Origin of the sequence: Sphingobacterium spiritivorum, assembly GCF_016724845.1 — a bacterium.
Classification (GTDB): domain Bacteria; phylum Bacteroidota; class Bacteroidia; order Sphingobacteriales; family Sphingobacteriaceae; genus Sphingobacterium; species Sphingobacterium spiritivorum_A.
Window position 1 is genome coordinate 4,742,383 of record NZ_CP068082.1, and the last position, 19,571, is coordinate 4,761,953.

Sequence of the window (19,571 nt, forward strand, 5' to 3'; positions counted from 1 at the left end):
TTTTCAGCCCCTCCGAAAATCACCGTTTGGGGCCTGCCCGTTGGTGCTGGATTTCATGCTCGTTTATGGCATCTCTTAACATATCGTTGTAATCCTTGTACCCTTGATATACACCGGATCGGTCTTTAGCCTGTGGCACGGCTTCGATCAACCTTTGGGTACAGTTACGGCCGGGATCGTCATTGTCGAAATACACGTCCACGATGGGTATGCCCTTAACCCGTTCGATGGCATTCTTTAATTGGACAATGGAATTTAGGACAATGGCGGTGGGTGTAGGGTCTGGGCGGTTTACTTTGAGCCAGCTTAGGTAGTCCATATATCCCTCAAATAGAACGGCATGGCTTGGATTGCCGGGTATAACAGAAATTCCCTTTTTACCGATACTGCTCTTGAAGCCTTTGGCATTGCTAAATTCCCAATTCCCCAAATCGTTCTTCCAGCCAATGGCGTAGAAAATGCTTTTATTTTCGTTGTCAAGACGGTTTCTGTAATAGATTTCATGCAGGTGTCCATTTGCAACGTCCAATATCCCACGTGCTTCAAGGTATTTGGTCAGGACAAAGTTTCTGCCGATGGGTTGCGTTCGGACAAGTTCAAAGGTGTAGCCTTTTTGTTCCTGTTCCGTAGGAGATCGGACGGGTTTATAGGCTGGTATCATGGACACCTGCATATCGCAGGTGTCCTTTATTTTGTTGAGTACTTCGACAAAGGAAAGCTGTGGCCAATAGGCAAGGCCGAGCTGTACGATACTACCGCCCTGTATGCCTGTCGAGTTCGGGCCACCTCGGTCGATCCATTTGCCACCCTCATCCCAAACCGTGAGGGATGGCGTATCTTGCTTGGTCTCCCTTAACATACTGTGGTAGAAAAGTTCCTTGCCGGATTTTCGTGCCGGATGGTGACCGAGCCGAGCCAGGAAGTCCGAAATTGGGATTTCTCGGAGATCGTCCACGTTTACATATTTTGACATAAGCAGGTGGATTGGATAATTAAAGGGATATAACTTCGGTGTGCGGTAGTTTTTCCGTGAATGCTTCCGTTGCCGATTGGTAGCCGTTCCTCGTTTCATCGATATAAAGCAGTACCTTTTCAAAATGGCTTGCACGTTTCAGAGCCGCAGACAAAAAATCGGGATGATTTAATATCAGTACCGATGCGTAGTGCAGATGCTTGTCATTCCGTCTTTTCAGATAGTCCACATATTCGGGGAATATGGCAAGCACGGTTTCACTCGCCGAAATAAAGGTCATTCCTTTTGTACCGATACAGCCCGTATAATTTTGGGCGCGCACTTCCCAACCTCCATTTTCGTTCATCCAACCTGCGGCACAAAAATCCTTGCGGTTGCCTTTTTGGTCAATGACATAATAATAGACTTCTCGGATGTTCAGATCGGCAAGTTCCCAAAGACCGCTTTCCATCAGAAAATCGGTAACCTCATTGTTGTATCCCAAAGGGCGGGTACGGGCGACATGGTAATCGGGTATCTTGGTCGCTTTGCGCTTGCGTAGGGGTCTATCTTTTTTAGCTGATTGGAGTTGTATTTCCCGAAGTTTTTCTTCGATCCGTTCGGGGGAAAGATGGGGCCAATAGGTACGGGCAAAATCCATAAGGTTTCCACCTTTGCCAAGTGAGCTGTCAAACCAGCTTTTAAATTGTTGATTGACCGTTAGGACTACTTTGTTATTGGTTCGCTTTCCGAATACGCTGGCGTATTGAAATTCATCGCCATTGATCGATACGGGTTCATGCCCCAATGCTTTGAGCAGGGTTACGAGGGTCAACGGTTCATTGGATGGTGTGTTGCTTTTGTAAGATGTCATAAGAAATTTTTTTGATGTGATGGATAGGTTTTACAGGTAGCGCATGGCTTCGCGGGATTTGCTTACGGCTTCGATCTCCATGCGGTCGATCCGCCATGCTGCGGAGTGGTCGCCGTCCTTGCGCGGGGTAATCAGTCCCAGACCGATCCAATGCTCTACATTTTTTCGTCCATACCGTTTGAATGCTTCTGATTTTTTGAGGTATGGCCGGATATGGCCAGTTTTGGACAGGGCCAGTTTTGCGCCCATTTCGGCAGCATAAGAAAGCAATGTCTGCAATTGCAGCGGTGTCAATAGTATATTCATAGCTTCTTGGGGATTTAATGGTTTACTAATGAAGGGAATTGGGTCTTCCCGTGTTGGAACCGGCAACGGGCAACGAACCCGAAATGATCCGCTCTTGCCGATTTATAGTAAGTTGTCGGAGCTACTCACGTCAGTCCGTACGGACCGGGCTATTGCCTGCCAATGCGCTTTCAGCATATTGGTATCGCCAAGCATTGGCTTACCTCACTTTCGCAAAATTTCCCATTCCTCACGGGATAATGCTTCACTCCTCAATGTCAAAGACCGTCCATGCTCCGCTATCGCAGCAGATGCGCTTACCTGTCCGTTACAGGCAGGTAGGTGATCCGATTGCTCGAAGCCGCAACGGCTTCGAGTTCTGATCTGTCAAGAAAGATTTGGGAAGTGTCGGTAGGTTGTTGGGCGGAGATTAGCCCCTCACGGAGCCATCTATCCACATTGCTCCGACCGTACAGGCGGTAAGCATCGGCTTTGGTCAACTGATCTGGAACGGGGCGTTCTTCTTTGATTGCGTTTGCTGTTCCTTGTTCGGCTGCATTTTTTAGCAGCGTTGCCAATTCCATGTACCTCATACTTCCAGATGGGGTTATTCTCCCATTCGGGTACAAAGCACGAAAACGGCATAAGGCAAAAACAGTGAAAAGGGGTGAAAGAAACGTTTCACCCCCAAGTCAAAATGTAGGCGTAATTAAAAATAAAGTGTGTTTTTTTGAAAAATTAAAGGGAGTGGATTTTAGCGGAGAGATTCCGAATCCATCAAAAAGGAGAGGGTAATATCGAGCCCTTTGGCTATGGCATGTAGGGTACTCAAACCGGGGTCGGTCTGGCCTAATTCGATGTAGGAAAGTTGTCGGTAGTCAATGCCGGAAAGTTCGGCTAACTTTTCCATCGTTAGCTTTCTTTCCGACCTTAGGTCTCTAACCCGTTGGCCAAGAGCTTTAATTATATCGTCATTTCGTATGTGCTTCACATAACGAAATTGCGACATAATTACCTGCCATGTTATGAAGTATATTTCATATTTAAGATTTGGTATATTAAATTTGTGGGGATAAGAATATTTATGATTAATTTTCACTTTATAATTCAGATCAACAGATGACATCCTCTGACATATCCCTTACGGCATTGAACATAGATACCGATTTCGTTAAGCAAGCTAAAGGTATGGGCTTGGAAACGCTCGGAGACATTATGGATATGAAATTGCCCGATTTACGAAAGAAAAAAGGCTTCAACTATATCTGGTATGCTACTTTATTGGAGATATTGGAAAGACAGGGGCTTCTTGACGAGTTTGAACGCAGGCAGTTATGAATCTTGATGATTGGAAACGCTATAATGCTTGTTCAGCCAATTGACCATACCGATCAGATGGCCTTTCATTTTCTTTGCGGTAGAAAATTCCACATCGGTTGATTTCTTTTGTAAACTTTCGGCAGAAATGAACGGTGTTCTTGGAGTGCTGAAATGCCGGGCATAATAGGCAAAGGTTTTGCCTACCTCTTCTTTGGGCAATAATCCTTTCTCCATGAATAACCTTATAAAAAGTCCAAATTGAGCCACGGGTAGATTAACCTGCATCCGGTCTGTTTGTTCACTAAGTTTACTATCTTGTATTTCCAATCTTCGTAATTCAATTCGCTGTTGGATATATTGTTTCTTCTCTGCAAGGAGTGTCCTTATTTGTTCTCTAATGGATTCATCTTCTGTCATCCATCTTGATGTACACCGTGCCGGTAGGCTGCTGATTCTGTCTTCCAATCCAATTAGTATTTCTAATTGTTCATGTAAACTTGGTGTGTCCACCATTAGACGGTTGCAACATTTTGCGCAATAGTTGAAAAAAGCCGGGGTATTGAAATCGTACTGATACAATAGGTTTTCCATCTCAACTGTGGTAAAGGGCTGTAACTTTTTCAGTTCTTCCAAAATCATTGATGCGTACTCCGCATCCGATCGGTTCATTCCCTTTCGTTCGATTAATAACTTTAGTTTATTTAATACCAATTCTCCCAATACAGGATCAACATCTGATTTGGAAACCAGACTGTGTAAATCACGTAACCTTCTCCTTAGTTCCATACGGATACTTGGAATGGAATAGGCCGTCAAGGGTAGACCAGATAAAATATGCCTGTCGAACCTCTCGCAGGCTTCCAAAAGCGATTCCAGTGTGGTCAGCGTTTGGCGGTAAAGCTGGTGTACTTGGGTGGAAAATGGATATTCATTCCACGATCCTGTCATACCAACCATATAATTATGTATGGTGTTACTAACAATTGTCAACTGCAATAGAATTGCTTTTTTTTCGGATTTAGAACTACCGACCAAACTTAAAAAATAGGGTCTAAATCGCTGTGTGCTTTCCTTTAGGTCATCAAAATAGCGAGTGAATCCTAAATGATGCTCGGCAGTCTTGATTAGTACATTTGGATGTAAGTTCTTTTCCAATACATAAAGCCAACTTATAAAATTTCCCCTCATAATTAATACTTCTTAATGCGTCCATGATATTGAATAGCGTTGAAATCAAATTAATTTTGCACATACGAGAAACAAAAATCAGAAACATTAAAAAGTCAAAAAGTCCCGAAATGGTCTTATAGGACACTTTTGCTTTATAGCATCTTGTCAATATCTATTCTCTTATGAGGTTTAGGTCGCTTATCGGCTTTGGATGGAGTAAATATTGTTTTGATGGTTTGAGGACTTAGTTCTTTACCATTCTTGTCTACAAATGAATTTACAAGGATAGCAACAAAGTCATTTACATTGCCGTCTATGACGGGTTTACCATTGGTAAACAACTCTCTGTTTAATTGATAGAAAATATCCACAAACTGATTGATGTTGCAATTTATTTTTAGTTTGCTGAATGGAAGCATATCTTTCTTTTTTTGCATTTGCTCAATGGAAAATTCGTTTGTCAGGCGGTTGATGTGCTGTATTTGATCTATTTCCTTTTGACATTGATCCGAATAATCGGGCAATTTGGGATTAATAAAGTCAATACTGGCTTGTTCGTAATCAAATTTTTCTTTGGTGAGAAACATAATTTTTTCAGTATAGTCCTGCAATTCGATCAATCTGTTTTTGGTTTCTTTAAATGAAAAGTATCGTGTTTCACATTCAGCATTTACATATTGCATTGGTAATTTAGCCGCCGTATGTCTATAGCCTGTCTGTTCTATTTCTTTCCGCTTACTTTCAATGATGGTGTAGCATTTTATCATTCTACCTCGGTTGGTAGAGTTGACAAACAGTTCTTCGTTTTCGGCTATAAGTTTTTCAAATTTATTAAGCCACTTGATGGGGTCCGCTACAAAAACGCAATGGTGTGAAAAGAAATCGGGTAGCTTTGCATAAGGAAGTTTCATAATTTTATTTATCAATTCCTCACAATAAACTTTGTTATCGACAACGTTTTCCTGCAAAATATCAAACATGATATTATCCGATTGATCTCTCGGTATCGTTGTTTGTTCTGGAAATTGAACCGTTGATTTTATCTGATATTTGTTTTGCATAAGTTTATTTTTTACTATTACCCAGTCATATCTATGTCTTCCATCTTCAAGGAGATATTTGTTTTTGGGCTTCTTTTTGTACAGTAGTATTCTTATACTCTTTTTTCAACTGTATCAACTTTGTTTTTTGTTTAATCCTTTTTCTATCTCTATTTCGCTTCGAGATTTTGCTGATACCCTAAAAAGAACAACAGCTATCATAGCTAAGATTAGGGTAAGGATACCCCCATATAAAAACTCTTTATCGGGAAATTTTGTACCGAAAAAACCAGCTATTGGATAGGCTATTGCCCACCATAAATGAGAAAATGCGAAATGAGCTCCATATACTTTGCCCTGGTCTTGGGGTTGTATGTTTTCGCCTATCAGCGTTTCGGATGGCATATCGGCAAGTGTTTGTCCGATACCTGCCGAAACCCATAAAAACAACAATCCTGTGTACGGAACGAAATTGGCAAGGCTTATGGCTATGCCAATTAAAACAGCACCGCTTATCAGTGATATACTGCGTGTTTTGGTTTTGTCCAAACTGCCCAACAAAAATGCCGTAATAGCTGCGCCCACTCCGAATACCGCCATTATCCATCCATAATGCTTATCGTCCAATTGCAGGGATGTTTTTACCAAGCCAACCGTATTGACCAACACCATTGCACCTGCAATGGCTGATATAAATTCGATGCTCAATGCGAAACGCACAATCTTATTTCCGAACAATAGGCGGATGCCTTTTAATACTTCTCCCCACGTCTTTTTCGGCACTGTATTATCTGCGATATCAACTCCTTTCTGTAAGGCTGCTTTAGGGATGGTGATAATGAATAGTATTGCAATTAAAAGGGTTGTGCCGTTGACGAAGAATATTTGTTTCGCCCCTAACCATACCGCTACAATGCCCGCCAATGCAGGACCAAATACACTCAACAACTGAAAGGTTGCCATTGACAGGCCGTTGGCTTCCCTGTATATTTCTTTATCCACTATCTGTGGGATGATAGCCCGGTATGTTGGTGTAAAGAATGCGGCAAATATATTGAGCGCAAATATCAATCCGTACACCTGCCATTCAGCATTGACAAAAGGAAGCATACACACGATTGCCATTCTTGCAAACTGTGTTATCAGCAATATTTGTTTCCGTTGAAACCTTTCCGATACAACGCCTGCAAAGGGTGAAAATATAATATACGCCGTAACCCGTAATGTAAGTGCCGATGCCAATATAGCGACCGCATTATCGGGGTTAATTTCATACGTAAGCAATGCTAACCCCAACCATGTAAAAGCATCACCAAAAAGGCTTGCGATTTGCGCAAAATAAAGCCTTGCGAAAGTCTCATTTCGCAAGGTCTTAAAAGGCTCTGTAACTATTTTTATTGAGGATATTATTTTCATATATTATAATATTGTTTTTACCATAGGCAATCCTGAAAATCGGTTGCCATGTGTAGTAATAGTCCAAGTGCAATAATTCTGATTATTTTAGTGCCAAACAGGAATGCTAAAGCATATACAGCTATTGCGTAATACGAATGCAGAAAATGAAAACCAATACTGCATCTGTTTGGGTCGAATATCGGTTTTGCAATCAAGTGGTCAACGTCAACAATCATTGTCAGTAGTAGAATTATCCAGACGGTTTTCCATCCCCTTTTGTAAAACACAAAGGCAACCAACCCCGGAAAGAGGAAGTGTAATGAATAGTGGACGATATTTTTTATAATAAATATTGACATTGGATATTCAAATTAAAACAGGCAGTAACTAATGTATTTTACATTTTCCGCCGTCTATCATTTTAAAAATTTAGGGTCTTTGAACCTTATTGCTTTCTTATTTTATCAATCTGTTTGTTTAGTAAGTGTCGTACAAGGTTTTTGAAGAAAAAATTCTTAATGGTATTACCCTGTTTTGGATACTGAAAATAGAATTTATCAGGAGATTCGAATACGCCCAAGTCTTCCAATATGTATTCTTGTTTGATAATGGATTTCTTCAATAACGGGTTGACTTTTAGATTTTCGAAATCTATATCCTCTTGGCTCGCCTTTAAACCCAAGAACAGGTTTTCGCATTCTGGTTCATTATATACTTTAGTTAATCCGTCCAAATAATCCTTGTCTAACATTATCCCCTCTAAAATGTACCAATCACTTTCAACATATATTTCCACCAAGCTATGTCTGAATTTGTTTGGCAGAACTTTATACCAGATGTCTTTCGGCACACTCGCCATTAGCGATTTGCTGACAATAAATCCATGTACACGAGTTGGTACGCCGACTGCCCTTAAAAATGACATCAATAGAATTGATTTTGTATTGTTGTCTCCATACCCGTTCAAAATCACTTGGGAGGAACTTGATGTTGAATGGCTTTCATACGCAAACTTTATTTCATCCCTTACATAGTTATATATTGCTTTAATTCTAAAAATTGTATCAAAATCTTTCCAATACCTTTGGTTAACAATACGCTGTATCGATGGGTGATTGTAATCAAGAATTTGTGTTTCTTTCAAATATTTTTTCATTGATTATATTAAATTAAATTCCACGATGGCGGTTTCCCAAAAAGGGAAAGCCTTTATCAACATGACAGGAAGCCAAAGAATTGCCGGGAAAAAATATTTGTAAATAGTTCATATTGTTGTGCTATTAAGGGACATGTTCTTTCGATACCCCTATGTTTGACAACACCGTCGATAGCATGAGCAATACAATAAACACGAGTACTCCAAAAGCAATCAGCAAACACTTTGTCATCGTTGATAAGCGTTTATTATTTGTACCTCCTTTCATTTTTGGAGGAGGTACAAATTTCTTCCTCTTTCTTGTTTTCCTGCTTCTATTTCTTCCTGATTTCATACAGTAGACTTAATGAATGGTCTTATTCTTCCTCTTCGGCGTTTCTAATTGCTGAAAGAATGGTATAAGCATTCTTGGTAACGACTGTAAGCTCATCTTCATTAACCGTTGATGGCAATTCAATAGCTGTGTAGCCTGCTTGCTCAACACCTTTTGAAACCGGAATTAATTGGAACGTATAGCTTTCTTTTGCCTGATTTGTCTGAACAATAATATAGTCCATTCCCTCTAACTGAACGAGAGCATCAGTTGGGACAGCATTCTGTTGTTCCGCTGAGGTTTCAAGTAGTGCTTTCACATACATACCCGGAAGCAAGCCGGTTTCTTGGGAAAAACGACAAAGTACGGGTATCATTTTGTTGTTGTCCGCAGCCTGTCCGACCAGAAATACTTTGGCTGTCCTGTCGTACCTGTTTTCATTGGATAATGAGAACTTAACCGATTGTCCCGGACGGATTTTGCCTAAATCTTTCTCAAAGGCATTCAATGCAAGATGCAGGTTATTTGTCCCCATGATTTCGAAAAGCACATCGGTGGCTGCCACGTATTTCCCGATATTAACATTGCTGGCTTTTATGTATCCACCTATAGGGGCATAGATATTTGCAGTTCTTGAAATGCTTCCGCTTTTCTTCAAAGCCGAGCTGCTAATCCCTATCAATGCCATCTGCTGCTCCAAACCTGAAATTTGGGCTTTCATCACTTTCAGGTCAGCACTGACCTGCTGAAAAGTTTTGGTAGCGTTGATATCTTCATCCCTTAACTCTTGCTGTCTTTTATATTCTTCTTCCAAATATTCAAGCCGACCGAGGCTTTCCAGATATTGTTGTTGGATAACAATAAATTCAGGGTTTTCCAATGTAGCTAATAGCTGTCCTTTTTTTACCTGTTGCCCCGGTAACAGTCCGGCTGTTTTGATGTATCCGCCCAAAGGTGCGGATACGGAGGCTTCGCTTTCTGGCTCGGCATCGATGACACCCGTCATTTTTATAATGCTGCTTAGGTTACGGCTTTCTATTTTGCCTGTCTGAATATCAGATAGCTTATATTGGTCATCCGTAAACGTCATGGTTTTGATACCATTTGCCGCAGTATCGGTCGTAACCTGTTCAGGGACTTCTTGACTTTCCGTATCACCGTCTTTTTTGTCTTTACAAGAAGATACTGCCATCATCGCAACGAGCAGTAACGGTAAATATTTAATTGATAATTTTGTCATTTCTTTAAAATTTTTAATTACTTGTTGCCTAAAATCGCTTCTATTGAAATTACTACCCGGTTATAGTTGTACAGGTTATCCAGATATTCCGAATGGATATTGCTCGATAGGGTGAGGTTCTGTAAATGCTGGGTATAAGATATATCACCGCTCCTGAAACTTTTATCCGAGTTATTTATAATCAGATTAGCCTGTGGCAATGCCTCTTGCTGATAATAGCTAAGCGACTTCTGGAATTTGGTATATTCCTGTACAAGTTCTTTCAGTCTGCCGTTCAGGTTCGTGGTCGCAAGTTCAACCTCCGCCTGTGATTTCTGCTCGTTGATTTTAGACGCGTTTATTCTCGACCTATAACCGCCCGGAAATAAAGGGATAGCTACTCCAACCTGAAAAAAGTTGAACCTGTCTTTGCCCGTGTAGGTACGGTCAACGCCATTTATGGTTTGTAGCCCTTTGTAGGTTTGGCTATTAAATCCAAGAATGATGTCAGGCAACATTTTGCTTCTCTCTAAAGAGGTAGTCTGTCGGTTTACTGCTATTTCCTGTCGCAGATAGCTTAGCAATGGATTATCCGTAGATGACACAACTTGTTGAGACAATAAAAGCTCCCTCTCCACCAATGATGTGTCCTTAATGGTAATATCATCCGATGTATTCAAAAGTGTCTGAAGAAGTTGTTTGGCGATTCTTATATCGGCATCACTCTTTCCAAGTTCATTTTGTATCTGCTTTGACTGCACCGATGAAGTGATGTTTTCCAAACTGGTCGCTTCTCCGGTTCTATATCTTATATTGCTTGCCTTGCTTAGTTTTACATAAATACTGTCAAGCCCCACCCAAAGTGCTTTTCGTTCCAACGCATACTGGTACTGAACGTAAGCCAGTTTTACACTACGTACAAGGTCATTTTCTGTCACGGCTTTATAGGCTTCGCTACTCTTTATTTTCTCCTGTGCCAGTCTCGACTGGTTGCCGTACACGGTTGGGAAATCTATCCGTTGTCCGACGACGAGCAGGTTATCCGTTATGGTAGGATTACTGACTACGCCCTGCGTATAAGAAACTTCCGTCTTGGGCATGGTCACGCTTCCTTTTTTGAGCATCTGCTGCAAGCTGATGTCATAATCGGCAATTTTTACCTGTGCATTGCTCTTCAAGGCTTCATCAATGGATTGCTGCAAGGTAAGTGACCTCGTAGGTTGACCGCCAATATTTTGGGCATTGCCCAATGATGGTAACAGGAAAAAGCCTAAAATTAGGATAGCGGCAGGTAAACTTTTAACTTTTTTTGATGGTCGGGTAAAATAGATATAGAGTACAGGCAGTACGACCAAAGTCAAAACCGTTGCCGTAATCAATCCACCGATTACCACCGTAGCCAAAGGACGTTGTACTTCCGCCCCGGATGAAGATGATAACGCCATTGGCAGGAAGCCTAACGAAGCCACACTTGCCGTCATCAATACGGGTCTTAGTCTTACCCGTGTACCTATACGCACCCGTTCGTAGATATCCGATACACCCTCTTTCTCCAATCGGTTGAACTCTGCAATCAATACAATCCCATTCAATACGGCAACGCCAAAAAGTGCGATAAACCCAACTCCGGCAGATATACTGAATGGCATATCCCGTATCAGTAAAGCGAACACTCCACCGATAGCCGACAGTGGGATGGCACTGAATATCAGTAATCCCTGTTTTAAGGAATGGAACGTGAAATATAAAAGCACCAAAATCAGCAATAGGGCTACAGGTAACGCTACTGCGAGCCGGGCATTGGCTTCTTCGAGGTTTTTGAATTGACCGCCATAGGTAACATAATAACCCGCAGGCACTTTTACTTTAGCGGCAATAATATCCTGAATGTCATTTACGATACTCTTAACATCCCGGTTACGGACATTGAAGCCTACTGTAATCCGTCTTTTTGCGTTATCTCGCTGTATCTGCACAGGACCCGGCTTATAGCTGATTTCTGCAACCTCGCTCAACGGAATTTGTTGCCCCTCCGGTGTACTTACAAACAGGTTCTGTACATCGGTAATATCTACACGGGAAGCACTGTCAAGCCTGACCACCAAATCAAATCGGCGTTCGCCCTCATAAACCAGACCTGCAACCTCGCCTGCAAACCCTGCTGAAATGGCACTGTTTACATCTTCTATATTCATGCCGTATTGACCAATTTTTTCACGGTTAAATTGAATATTGATTTGTGGTAAACCTGTTATTTCTTCCACATACAGGTCTTCAACGCCATCAATGGATTTGATTTTCCTGCCAACATCCGAAGCCAAATCGGAAAGTATATCTAAGTCCTCACCATAAATTTTTAATACCACATCCTGCTTTGCTCCGGTAAGAAGCTCGTTGAAACGCATTTGAATAGGCTGTTGGAAGCTGAATGTTGCATTTGGAATAACTGACAGGGATTGTTGCATCTTTTCAATGAGTTCTTCCCTTGTTTCTGCACTTGTCCATTCTTTCTTTGGTTTCAAAACCACCATCATGTCACCCGCTTCAATAGGCATCGGGTCAGTAGGTATTTCACCCGAGCCGATTTTGTTAACCACCTGTTTTACTTCGGGATAATTCTTCAATAAAATAGTTTGTGCTTTTTGGGAAACGTCTATCATTTGGTTTATGGAACTTCCGACGGGAACTCTTGTTTCCACGGCAAAATCGCCCTCGTCTAATTGCGGGATAAATTCAGCGCCCATTTTGTTGAATGTAATAAGCGTGATGATGAATAATACTGCCGCAACCGATACCACTAAAAGTTTCCGTTTCATCGCACCGTTGATAATAGGGGAATACACTCTTTGTATAGCGTTCATCATCCTATCAGAAAAATTTTCCTTATGCGATGTCTTCTTGCTCAATACCAAAGCCGACATCATCGGTACGTAGGTAAAAGAAAGAATAAACGCTCCTAAAATGGCAAAGGATACCGTCTGCGCCATAGGCGTGAACATCTTGCCCTCAACACCAACCAAAGCCAACAGTGGGAGGTAAACGATGAGGATAATGATTTCGCCAAAAGCGGCGGCTGTTCGGATTTTGCGTGAGCTTTCATACACTTCCTCATCCATTTGGTCTTGTGTAAGTTTTTCCACCCCTCCATATCGGGCTCTGCTTCCCGTTATACGGTGCATGACCGCCTCCACTATAATGACCGTTCCATCGACAATAATCCCGAAGTCAATCGCGCCAAGGCTCATCAGGTTACCGGAAACGCCAAAAAGGTTCATCATGCAAATAGCGAACAGCATTGCCAAAGGGATGACCGATGCTACGACAAGCCCACCTCGAAGATTGCCAAGAAATACAATCAGCACAAAGATTACAATCAAAGCTCCCTCGATAAGATTGGTAGAAACCGTTGAAATAGCCCCGTCTACTAATTTTTTACGGTCAAGGAATGGTTCGATTTCAACACCCTCTGGAAGACCTTTCTGTATTTCCTCGATTTTATCCTTTACATTGGAAATAACTTCCGATGAATTGGCTCCTTTCAGCATCATAACGATACCCGTAACCGTTTCACCCTGTCCGTTTCTGGTGGCTGCACCGTAGCGTGGACCATTGCCAAAACCCACCTCGGCGACATCACGGATATACACGGGTGTACCGCTCTCTTTTTTGACAACGATGCTTTTAATTTCGTCAATGTTCTTTACCAAACCCTCACTCCGAATAAAATAGGCATTCGGACCTTTGTCAATATAAGCTCCCCCTGTATTCTGGTTATTTTTTTCCAGTGCAGTGAATATATCGGATATGGTTATACTTTGACTTGCCAGCTTATCGGGGTCAACGGTTATCTGATATTGTTTTACGAAACCACCGAAACCGCTCACTTCGGCAACCCCGGGTGTTCCCAATAACTGCCTTTTGATAATCCAGTCCTGAATGGTTCTCAATTCCGTTGCATCGTACTTATCTTCATAGCCTTTCTTGGGGTGGACTACATATTGGAATATTTCGCCCAAACCTGTTGTAACAGGTGCCATTTCAGGTGTCCCAACCCCCTCTGGAATATTCTTTGAGGCTATGGTCAGACGTTCCTGCACCTGTTGTCTGCCCCAATAGATGTCCACCTTTTCTTCAAATACGATGGTGACAATGGATAGTCCGAAACGTGAAAAGGAACGCATATCCTTAATCCCCGGAATACTGACCATCGTTTGCTCCACGGGAAAGGTTACCAGTTGTTCTACTTCCTGTGCCGCCAACGTAGGCGACACCGTGATGACCATGACCTGATTGTCTGTGATATCAGGTGTGGCATCTATCGGAAGTTTGGTAAGGGAATATGTACCCCAGCATATCAATGCCAGGGTAAATAGTCCTATTACCAACTTATTCTTAATTGAAAAATGAATGATTTTATTTAACATGTCATAATGTTGTTAGAATTTATTGTTTAAGGAGATACTGTCCTTTCATTCTGATTTTGACAGTTATGTCCTCATTTGAATTGTTTTTGAAATACCATCCCTGTGGACCCTCGAACGGTGCGAGCAATGACCCCACCATATTGTTTGAATAGGCAATGGTATAGCTTTCGAAGTAGTTATTGTTATTCTTTACTTCACCGTGAAAATCAAAGTACAGTTCTCCTTTGTCCGTAATCCACTCATAGCGAAGATTTCCGTGTTTCATCATGTCCACCTTATATTCCAGTCCTTTTCCTGCTGGTATGACCACATTAACTTCGTCTGTGCGTTCTGCAAGTTGCGTAGCAGGAGCCGGATTGTCTGCGGCTGCAGGTTTGGGTACCTCTGCACCTGAACCAACGTTTTCAAGTTGCAATATTTTATGCGGTACCGAAGCCAACGTCTCCGTATTTGCCTCTCCAACATACAACTTGCTAAATCCTGTTGCTTTGCCTATACCCAAGGGGTCTATACCATATTCAGCCGGAAGTACGGCACTTACCAAGAGTATCGTTCCTACAACCAAAGCAATTAGTACCTGCTTGACTATGGATTTTTTGTCTAATATTTGATGCGTTATTTCTGCCATTTTGATTTTTTTTTAAGAGTTAAAATAACCGACTAACTGATAGCCGAATAATAAGAAGCCTGCTGCCATAAGCAGGGTATTGGTGAGGGTTGAAAACTTCATGAAACTTGGCGACCGTCTCCAATTGGTTATGATGAAAAGCACAAGGGCTAAGGCTATAAATTGACCTACTTCTACGCCAATATTAAAGCCGATAAGGTTTGTCAGAAGTCCCGTCCTGTCAAAACTTAATTCCTGTAACTTACTGGCTAATCCAAAACCATGAAAAAGACCAAAAATTAGAACTGCTGCTTTTGTATTAGGCTGATAACCTAAAAAGCGTTGGAAGCCCCCCAAATTGTCAAAGCCTTTATATACAATGGACAGTGCAATGATTGCATCAATCAGATAAGCGTTGATTGCCATATCTGCCAGTACGCCCAACAAAAGGGTTATACTGTGTCCAATGGTGAAAAAGCTCACATAAAGCAATACTTCTTTTGGTCGGTAAAGGAAAAAGATGACACCAACAAGAAACAACAGGTGGTCATATCCGGTAAGCATGTGCTTTGCCCCGATATAGAGAAACGGCACAAAGGCTACTCCCGAATTTCCGCTTAGAAAGGTCTGGGTATCCTCATCAACTCCGTGAGCATACACCGACCCTGTTATCAATAATAACAAGGTTATTGATAAGACTATTTTTATATATCTCATTTAGAACAGTGAATTTAAATCGGTACAAACTTCAAGGAACTGCTTATAAGAATGCACACACCTATATTATAGCGATGGAATGCCATAATATAAGTGGTAGAAGAATGTTCCGGGGATTAATTAATGTTTATGCCCGTGAGCTTTGTCAATACTATCCTGATTTACAGCAGGTGCATCATGGGAGTGTCCATGAGCCTTATCCGCACTATCCTTATTAACAGCAGGGGTTTGATTGTCTGCCGGGTCGTGGGAATGTCCATGAGCCTTATCAATACTATCCTGATTAATCGCAGGAGCGGTTGAAGATGGTGCTGAACTGGAATTGTTGTCAGTCGAAGACTTTTCGCTGTTATTGCAAGCTGTAAGAGTAAGGGCAGCGAATGCTGCTATTATGAATGATTTTTTCATCGTTTTAAAAATTTGATTGTAAAAAAGAAATTATTTGCCCTGTGATATCAAGAGCAAAAGTCAAATTTTAACTTTCGAGGATGAAAGTTAAGCAACGATGATAAAGGGAGGACCTCGGAGGGAATATGCGCCGTAGAGCGGTGATTGGTAAACTGTATGCCTATCCGGTGGAAAGGTATGTCTTTGATAGATGACAATATATGCAACCGGAGCCTTGAAATCGGCAGGCAATGCCTTTATTGATTTTTCTGCATCTTTGGAAACTACAATTTTAGTGGCATCAGCAGTGGTAAATGCTGCATGTTCACCAGTGTGCATAAAACCCGAAAACGCAATCTCCAAAGGAGTTTCCTTACTGTTTTTATGATGATTATCATTGTCTTTATGATGTCCATCATTGACAATATCGGTGTGATGGTGGTGCGATACAATGCCATGACCCAGAATAACAATTTGGGCAACTATTAAAAATAATATGGCAGAGTACTTACGCAACATTACAGCAAAGATATAAAAAGTTCGGAAAAGATAATTATAGAAATTATAAAGTATTGGAAGAATGGTGGCTTAAAATCTTTATTTCCTTTACATTCTTAACGCTTAATTTGATTCCAAACAAATCCTTTCATCGTCGTCTCGGCTTTGTTGTCGTCCATAAAAAGATCAACCATACACCAAAAGCCACCCCAAATCCAATCCACGGTGTTTTCATAGACAAAGCAGCAAAGAAGCCTATCGTTGCAATGATGCAGGTAATAAAAAACCAAATTACATTTTTCATAATCAATCAAATTTACAATTTTAAAATATTACAAAGAATTACATGAGGAGTTAACCTCATGTAATCCGGTTATTATAATTAAGCGGCGATGCTTTCCGTTTCGTCCATTGCTTGTATTTTCTTCATCACCTTGATTTCGACTTTTCTTAGCTGTGCAATGACTTTGCGTTGTACGTCATCCACAATCTTCCAGTCTTTGGCAATATAAATATCCGTCGTACGGTTGCCCTCGTCGACATGGTTGAGCGCAAGAGCCACATCGTCCTTGCTCATTCGGCAATCGTTACGAGCCGTATTCGCAAAAGTGTGCCTTGCCCAATATAAAGTGAGTTCGGGTATTCCCGTCAACTTACGCAATTGCTCCATGCCTTTTGACAATGCCCAATTAAGGCAATTGGCACTTGAATAACGCTCACGCAATTTTCCTAAATATTTCTCCAATAAAGGTTTTGCCTCGTCAACAATCTTGATACTGATAAAGGCATTGTCTTTGCGTTTACCCTCCGTCTTGGAGCGATTATAATCTACACGACCGTTCCTAATATCACGTTCTGTTATTTGATAAAGGTCTACAGCATTCATTCCGCAGAGGTAGAACGAAAGCATATAAAGTTCTTTGGCCAATTCTGCACGGCTTCCGGGTTTAGTGACACAATCCCGAATAATCAACACCTGTTCAAGTGTATTATTCCTTTTCTTAGTGAGGGGCGGGGAACCAACCTTATATTTCTTGAATGGATAGTGCTTGATACGGTATATTCCGAGGTCTTCGTTATTATAAAGTTCTCGTGCAGCATTGAATAATGTCCGTAAGTCGCGCATGTGATTATGTAATCCACTATCCGATAAACCTTTTTCGGTGGTAACTACTGGCTTATTGTCTTGATTGTAGCGTGTCATTGTTCGCTCGGATCGTAGATAACGCTCGTAGGCCATTAGCATATTGGAGTTGATCTCCTTAATGGAAACGGATGGCCGTTTAAAATAATCGACAAGGCTGTTACGGATTACTGCTTGATTTTTGGCCGATCCACCGCGTCCCTCTTTTTTTAGGCGTTCGATGTGTTGAGTACAAAACTTAATGAAGTCGATGTCCTCGTCCTTATCACGCAAGTAATCTCGCAGTGATGTAGCTGTAAAATAATCAAGTCGGTCGTCGAGGTCGCTTATCATCTTCCGATAATCTCTTAGCTGTTGTTCGACCTTGTCTGCAATAAAAGGATCTTTGATTTTAAAATCCTTTGTCAGTTGCTTCTTGACAACAAAGTGATTGGTGTCAATAAACTTTCTTTCACTTTTGTGATGGACACAAATTTTTACATTGTAAGTTCCATCTGCTTTCTTGTGGTGTTCATAAACCTTTGCGCTTACGGTTGCCATAATTTTTTCAATTAGCACGCAAAAATTTCCGTTACCTATTTGTTACGGTTTTGCGTGAAGTTCAACAAAAAACTATGTAAAACCAGCCATAGGGGCGATTTACCCGTGACCGTCTCGCCGAAGAAATCGGCTCAAAGAAATGAAAAAAAAACCGCTTCAAAATTTCTTCTGAAACGGCTTTTTGTGCGCCCAGCTGGGCTCGAACCAGCGACCAAGAGATTATGAGTCTCCTACTCTAACCAACTGAGCTATAGGCGCTTATGTTGTTTTACCTGTCGTCAAACAGGTAATTTTTTTAAACTTGTTGAGTTTTTTCAAACTCTAACTTTTCAATGTCAATCAGAACACTTTTTTTACTATGTAATCCTGACTTTCAACGCCTTAACCAGTTAGATTATGAGTCTTCTACTCTAACCGACTGAGCTATAGGCGCGGTTTTTTTGTTGTCTTTTCAGCGGTTATTTCTGTTTTGACGATGCAATTATCGATATTTGTAACGATAAATCAAAATTTTTGTATGCAAAAAGTTAAAAATATTATTCTGGATTATGGCAATGTGATCTTTATGATCGACTTTATGAGAGCACAGGAAGCCTTTACTGCGCTGGGTATCAAAAATGTAGAACAGTTTTTTGCACACAAAGGCCACGCGCCACTTTTTGATGCTTTTGAGAAGGGAGAAATTACTGCAGAAGCCTTTCGTCAGGGAATTCGTGACGCTGCAGATGTTCCTCACCTCAGCGATGAGCAGATCGATGCGGCATGGAATGCACTGCTGATCGGTGTGCCGGAAGGAAATCATGAACTTCTATTGGAGCTGAAAGGGAAGTATCGTTTATTTCTGCTGAGCAATAATAACGAAATCCATTATCAATGGATACTGGATTATCTGAAACGGGAATATCAACTGGAAGATAATACGTCATTTTTTGAGAAAGATTATTATTCTCACCTGATGAAAATGCGAAAGCCAAATGCCGACATCTTCGAATACGTACTGAATGCACATGACCTCAAACCGGAGGAAACTGTTTTTATAGACGATAGCCCCCAACACCTTGATACAGCTGCAAAATTAGGTCTTCACACATTTTTGCTGACCAAGCCTGATACATTGTCAGCCTTACTAAAACGTGAAAAATTAATAGACTGATCAGCAACCGGGAAGAATCAAAAATATATTTAAATTAAATTCGTTTATTGCAGAATAACTTCCTATCTTTGTGACCACAAAAAAAATTAAAGAGCTACGAAAGGAGGTATATAGAAAGCATGATCATTGTAAATGTAAAAGAAGGAGAGTCATTGGATAGAGCGTTAAAACGTTTCAAGAAGAAATTCGAGAAAACAGGTGTTTTAAGAGAACTTCGCTCACGCCAGGCTTTTGAGAAAAAATCTGTTACCCGTCGTATTCAGGTTAAAAAAGCAATCTACAAACAATCTTTAAATCAGGAAACTGTTTAATTATTGTTTCGACATAAAAAAGGTTATCCCCACAAAGGATAACCTTTTTTTGGTTTTGGGCTA

Annotated in this window: 20 protein-coding genes and 1 tRNA gene; 4 read left to right on the plus strand and 17 right to left on the minus strand. The window is 41.1% G+C overall.

Annotated elements, in window-relative coordinates; translation table 11 throughout:
- Positions 1-19: 19 nt before the first annotated feature.
- Genes I6J03_RS20240 through I6J03_RS20250 form a run of 3 tightly spaced genes read right to left on the minus strand, consistent with a single transcriptional unit; the run spans position 20 to position 2,132 of the window.
- A complete protein-coding gene (locus I6J03_RS20240) occupies positions 20-973 on the minus strand; it encodes a toprim domain-containing protein (protein WP_039989854.1) in 954 nt (317 codons plus the stop codon).
- Between the two features lie 19 nt (positions 974-992).
- Positions 993-1,826, minus strand: a complete 834-nt coding sequence (locus I6J03_RS20245) for a hypothetical protein (protein ID WP_003005550.1) — start codon at positions 1,824-1,826, stop codon at positions 993-995.
- A 30-nt stretch (positions 1,827-1,856) separates the two neighbouring features.
- Entirely contained in the window at positions 1,857-2,132 is a 276-nt protein-coding gene (locus tag I6J03_RS20250; protein WP_003005553.1) for a hypothetical protein, read from the minus strand.
- Between the two features lie 28 nt (positions 2,133-2,160).
- On the opposite strand from I6J03_RS20250, the gene I6J03_RS20255 reads away from it, so the two are divergent.
- On the plus strand, positions 2,161-2,457 hold the full coding sequence (locus I6J03_RS20255; RefSeq protein ID WP_147284256.1) for a hypothetical protein: 297 nt from the start codon (positions 2,161-2,163) through the stop codon (positions 2,455-2,457).
- Positions 2,458-2,865: 408 nt separating this feature from the next.
- Here the strand turns inward: I6J03_RS20255 and I6J03_RS22810 are convergent, their stop codons facing one another.
- On the minus strand, positions 2,866-3,237 hold the full coding sequence (locus I6J03_RS22810; protein ID WP_003005558.1) for a helix-turn-helix domain-containing protein: 372 nt from the start codon (positions 3,235-3,237) through the stop codon (positions 2,866-2,868).
- On the opposite strand from I6J03_RS22810, the gene I6J03_RS20265 reads away from it, so the two are divergent.
- A complete protein-coding gene (locus I6J03_RS20265) occupies positions 3,231-3,449 on the plus strand; it encodes a hypothetical protein (protein WP_003005560.1) in 219 nt (72 codons plus the stop codon). The two genes, I6J03_RS22810 and I6J03_RS20265, sit on opposite strands and share 7 nt — an antisense overlap.
- On the opposite strand, the gene I6J03_RS20270 is transcribed toward I6J03_RS20265, so the two are convergent.
- The 13 genes from I6J03_RS20270 to I6J03_RS20325 form a co-directional block, all read right to left on the minus strand.
- Positions 3,444-4,586, minus strand: coding sequence for a hypothetical protein (locus I6J03_RS20270; RefSeq protein ID WP_147284255.1), 1,143 nt, complete (start codon positions 4,584-4,586; stop codon positions 3,444-3,446). The genes I6J03_RS20265 and I6J03_RS20270 overlap by 6 nt on opposite strands.
- A 167-nt stretch (positions 4,587-4,753) precedes the next feature.
- Positions 4,754-5,512 (minus strand): hypothetical protein, encoded by a 759-nt coding sequence (locus tag I6J03_RS20275; RefSeq protein WP_232279666.1) that lies wholly within the window; start codon positions 5,510-5,512, stop codon positions 4,754-4,756.
- Between the two features lie 264 nt (positions 5,513-5,776).
- A complete protein-coding gene (locus tag I6J03_RS20280; RefSeq protein WP_003005565.1) occupies positions 5,777-7,057 on the minus strand; it encodes an MFS transporter in 1,281 nt (426 codons plus the stop codon).
- A gap of 17 nt (positions 7,058-7,074) precedes the next feature.
- Positions 7,075-7,398 carry a DUF6122 family protein gene (locus I6J03_RS22775; RefSeq protein ID WP_003005568.1) on the minus strand — a complete coding sequence of 108 codons (324 nt, stop codon included), beginning with the start codon at positions 7,396-7,398 and terminating at the stop codon, positions 7,075-7,077.
- 86 nt (positions 7,399-7,484) lie between these two features.
- Entirely contained in the window at positions 7,485-8,195 is a 711-nt protein-coding gene (locus I6J03_RS20285; RefSeq protein ID WP_003005571.1) for a transglutaminase-like domain-containing protein, read from the minus strand.
- Between the two features lie 356 nt (positions 8,196-8,551).
- Positions 8,552-9,748, minus strand: a complete 1,197-nt coding sequence (locus tag I6J03_RS20290; protein ID WP_115171647.1) for an efflux RND transporter periplasmic adaptor subunit — start codon at positions 9,746-9,748, stop codon at positions 8,552-8,554.
- Positions 9,749-9,765: 17 nt separating this feature from the next.
- On the minus strand, positions 9,766-14,151 hold the full coding sequence (locus I6J03_RS20295; RefSeq protein ID WP_003005577.1) for a CusA/CzcA family heavy metal efflux RND transporter: 4,386 nt from the start codon (positions 14,149-14,151) through the stop codon (positions 9,766-9,768).
- 19 nt (positions 14,152-14,170) lie between these two features.
- Complete coding sequence (locus tag I6J03_RS20300; RefSeq protein ID WP_003005579.1) at positions 14,171-14,779, minus strand: hypothetical protein; 609 nt, start codon at positions 14,777-14,779, stop codon at positions 14,171-14,173.
- Between the two features lie 12 nt (positions 14,780-14,791).
- The gene (locus tag I6J03_RS20305) at positions 14,792-15,475 is read right to left on the minus strand and encodes a HupE/UreJ family protein (protein WP_003005581.1); all 684 of its coding nucleotides are present in this window, start codon (positions 15,473-15,475) and stop codon (positions 14,792-14,794) included.
- Between the two features lie 120 nt (positions 15,476-15,595).
- On the minus strand, positions 15,596-15,883 hold the full coding sequence (locus tag I6J03_RS20310; protein WP_003005583.1) for a lipoprotein: 288 nt from the start codon (positions 15,881-15,883) through the stop codon (positions 15,596-15,598).
- 87 nt (positions 15,884-15,970) lie between these two features.
- Positions 15,971-16,381 carry a hypothetical protein gene (locus tag I6J03_RS20315; RefSeq protein WP_003005586.1) on the minus strand — a complete coding sequence of 137 codons (411 nt, stop codon included), beginning with the start codon at positions 16,379-16,381 and terminating at the stop codon, positions 15,971-15,973.
- Between the two features lie 361 nt (positions 16,382-16,742).
- The gene (locus tag I6J03_RS20320) at positions 16,743-18,044 is read right to left on the minus strand and encodes a site-specific integrase (RefSeq protein ID WP_039989860.1); all 1,302 of its coding nucleotides are present in this window, start codon (positions 18,042-18,044) and stop codon (positions 16,743-16,745) included.
- 184 nt (positions 18,045-18,228) lie between these two features.
- Positions 18,229-18,302 (minus strand) — tRNA-Ile (locus I6J03_RS20325).
- A gap of 217 nt (positions 18,303-18,519) precedes the next feature.
- On the opposite strand from I6J03_RS20325, the gene I6J03_RS20330 reads away from it, so the two are divergent.
- Both I6J03_RS20330 and rpsU read left to right on the plus strand, forming a co-directional pair.
- Positions 18,520-19,197: an HAD family hydrolase gene (locus I6J03_RS20330; RefSeq protein ID WP_003005591.1), complete on the plus strand. Its 678-nt coding sequence runs from the start codon at positions 18,520-18,522 to the stop codon at positions 19,195-19,197.
- A gap of 119 nt (positions 19,198-19,316) precedes the next feature.
- Positions 19,317-19,508 (plus strand): 30S ribosomal protein S21, encoded by a 192-nt coding sequence (gene rpsU / locus I6J03_RS20335; protein ID WP_002995293.1) that lies wholly within the window; start codon positions 19,317-19,319, stop codon positions 19,506-19,508.
- The last annotated feature ends 63 nt before the right edge of the window (positions 19,509-19,571 follow it).

What these genes read in the sequence shown, in the direction of transcription:
- rpsU (WP_002995293.1), top strand. Translation starts at nt 19,317, where the DNA reads ATGATCATTGTAAATGTAAAAGAAGGAGAGTCATTGGATAGAGCGTTA.
- I6J03_RS20245 (WP_003005550.1), bottom strand. Translation starts at nt 1,826, where the DNA reads ATGACATCTTACAAAAGCAACACACCATCCAATGAACCGTTGACCCTC.
- I6J03_RS20285 (WP_003005571.1), bottom strand. Translation starts at nt 8,195, where the DNA reads ATGAAAAAATATTTGAAAGAAACACAAATTCTTGATTACAATCACCCA.
- I6J03_RS20300 (WP_003005579.1), bottom strand. Translation starts at nt 14,779, where the DNA reads ATGGCAGAAATAACGCATCAAATATTAGACAAAAAATCCATAGTCAAG.
- I6J03_RS20295 (WP_003005577.1), bottom strand. Translation starts at nt 14,151, where the DNA reads ATGTTAAATAAAATCATTCATTTTTCAATTAAGAATAAGTTGGTAATA.
- I6J03_RS20250 (WP_003005553.1), bottom strand. Translation starts at nt 2,132, where the DNA reads ATGAATATACTATTGACACCGCTGCAATTGCAGACATTGCTTTCTTAT.
- I6J03_RS20310 (WP_003005583.1), bottom strand. Translation starts at nt 15,883, where the DNA reads ATGAAAAAATCATTCATAATAGCAGCATTCGCTGCCCTTACTCTTACA.
- I6J03_RS20315 (WP_003005586.1), bottom strand. Translation starts at nt 16,381, where the DNA reads ATGTTGCGTAAGTACTCTGCCATATTATTTTTAATAGTTGCCCAAATT.
- I6J03_RS20265 (WP_003005560.1), top strand. Translation starts at nt 3,231, where the DNA reads ATGACATCCTCTGACATATCCCTTACGGCATTGAACATAGATACCGAT.
- I6J03_RS20280 (WP_003005565.1), bottom strand. Translation starts at nt 7,057, where the DNA reads ATGAAAATAATATCCTCAATAAAAATAGTTACAGAGCCTTTTAAGACC.
- I6J03_RS20240 (WP_039989854.1), bottom strand. Translation starts at nt 973, where the DNA reads ATGTCAAAATATGTAAACGTGGACGATCTCCGAGAAATCCCAATTTCG.
- I6J03_RS20320 (WP_039989860.1), bottom strand. Translation starts at nt 18,044, where the DNA reads ATGGCAACCGTAAGCGCAAAGGTTTATGAACACCACAAGAAAGCAGAT.
- I6J03_RS20330 (WP_003005591.1), top strand. Translation starts at nt 18,520, where the DNA reads ATGCAATTATCGATATTTGTAACGATAAATCAAAATTTTTGTATGCAA.
- I6J03_RS20275 (WP_232279666.1), bottom strand. Translation starts at nt 5,512, where the DNA reads ATGAAACTTCCTTATGCAAAGCTACCCGATTTCTTTTCACACCATTGC.
- I6J03_RS20255 (WP_147284256.1), top strand. Translation starts at nt 2,161, where the DNA reads ATGAAGGGAATTGGGTCTTCCCGTGTTGGAACCGGCAACGGGCAACGA.
- I6J03_RS22775 (WP_003005568.1), bottom strand. Translation starts at nt 7,398, where the DNA reads ATGTCAATATTTATTATAAAAAATATCGTCCACTATTCATTACACTTC.
- I6J03_RS20305 (WP_003005581.1), bottom strand. Translation starts at nt 15,475, where the DNA reads ATGAGATATATAAAAATAGTCTTATCAATAACCTTGTTATTATTGATA.
- I6J03_RS20290 (WP_115171647.1), bottom strand. Translation starts at nt 9,748, where the DNA reads ATGACAAAATTATCAATTAAATATTTACCGTTACTGCTCGTTGCGATG.
- I6J03_RS22810 (WP_003005558.1), bottom strand. Translation starts at nt 3,237, where the DNA reads ATGTCATCTGTTGATCTGAATTATAAAGTGAAAATTAATCATAAATAT.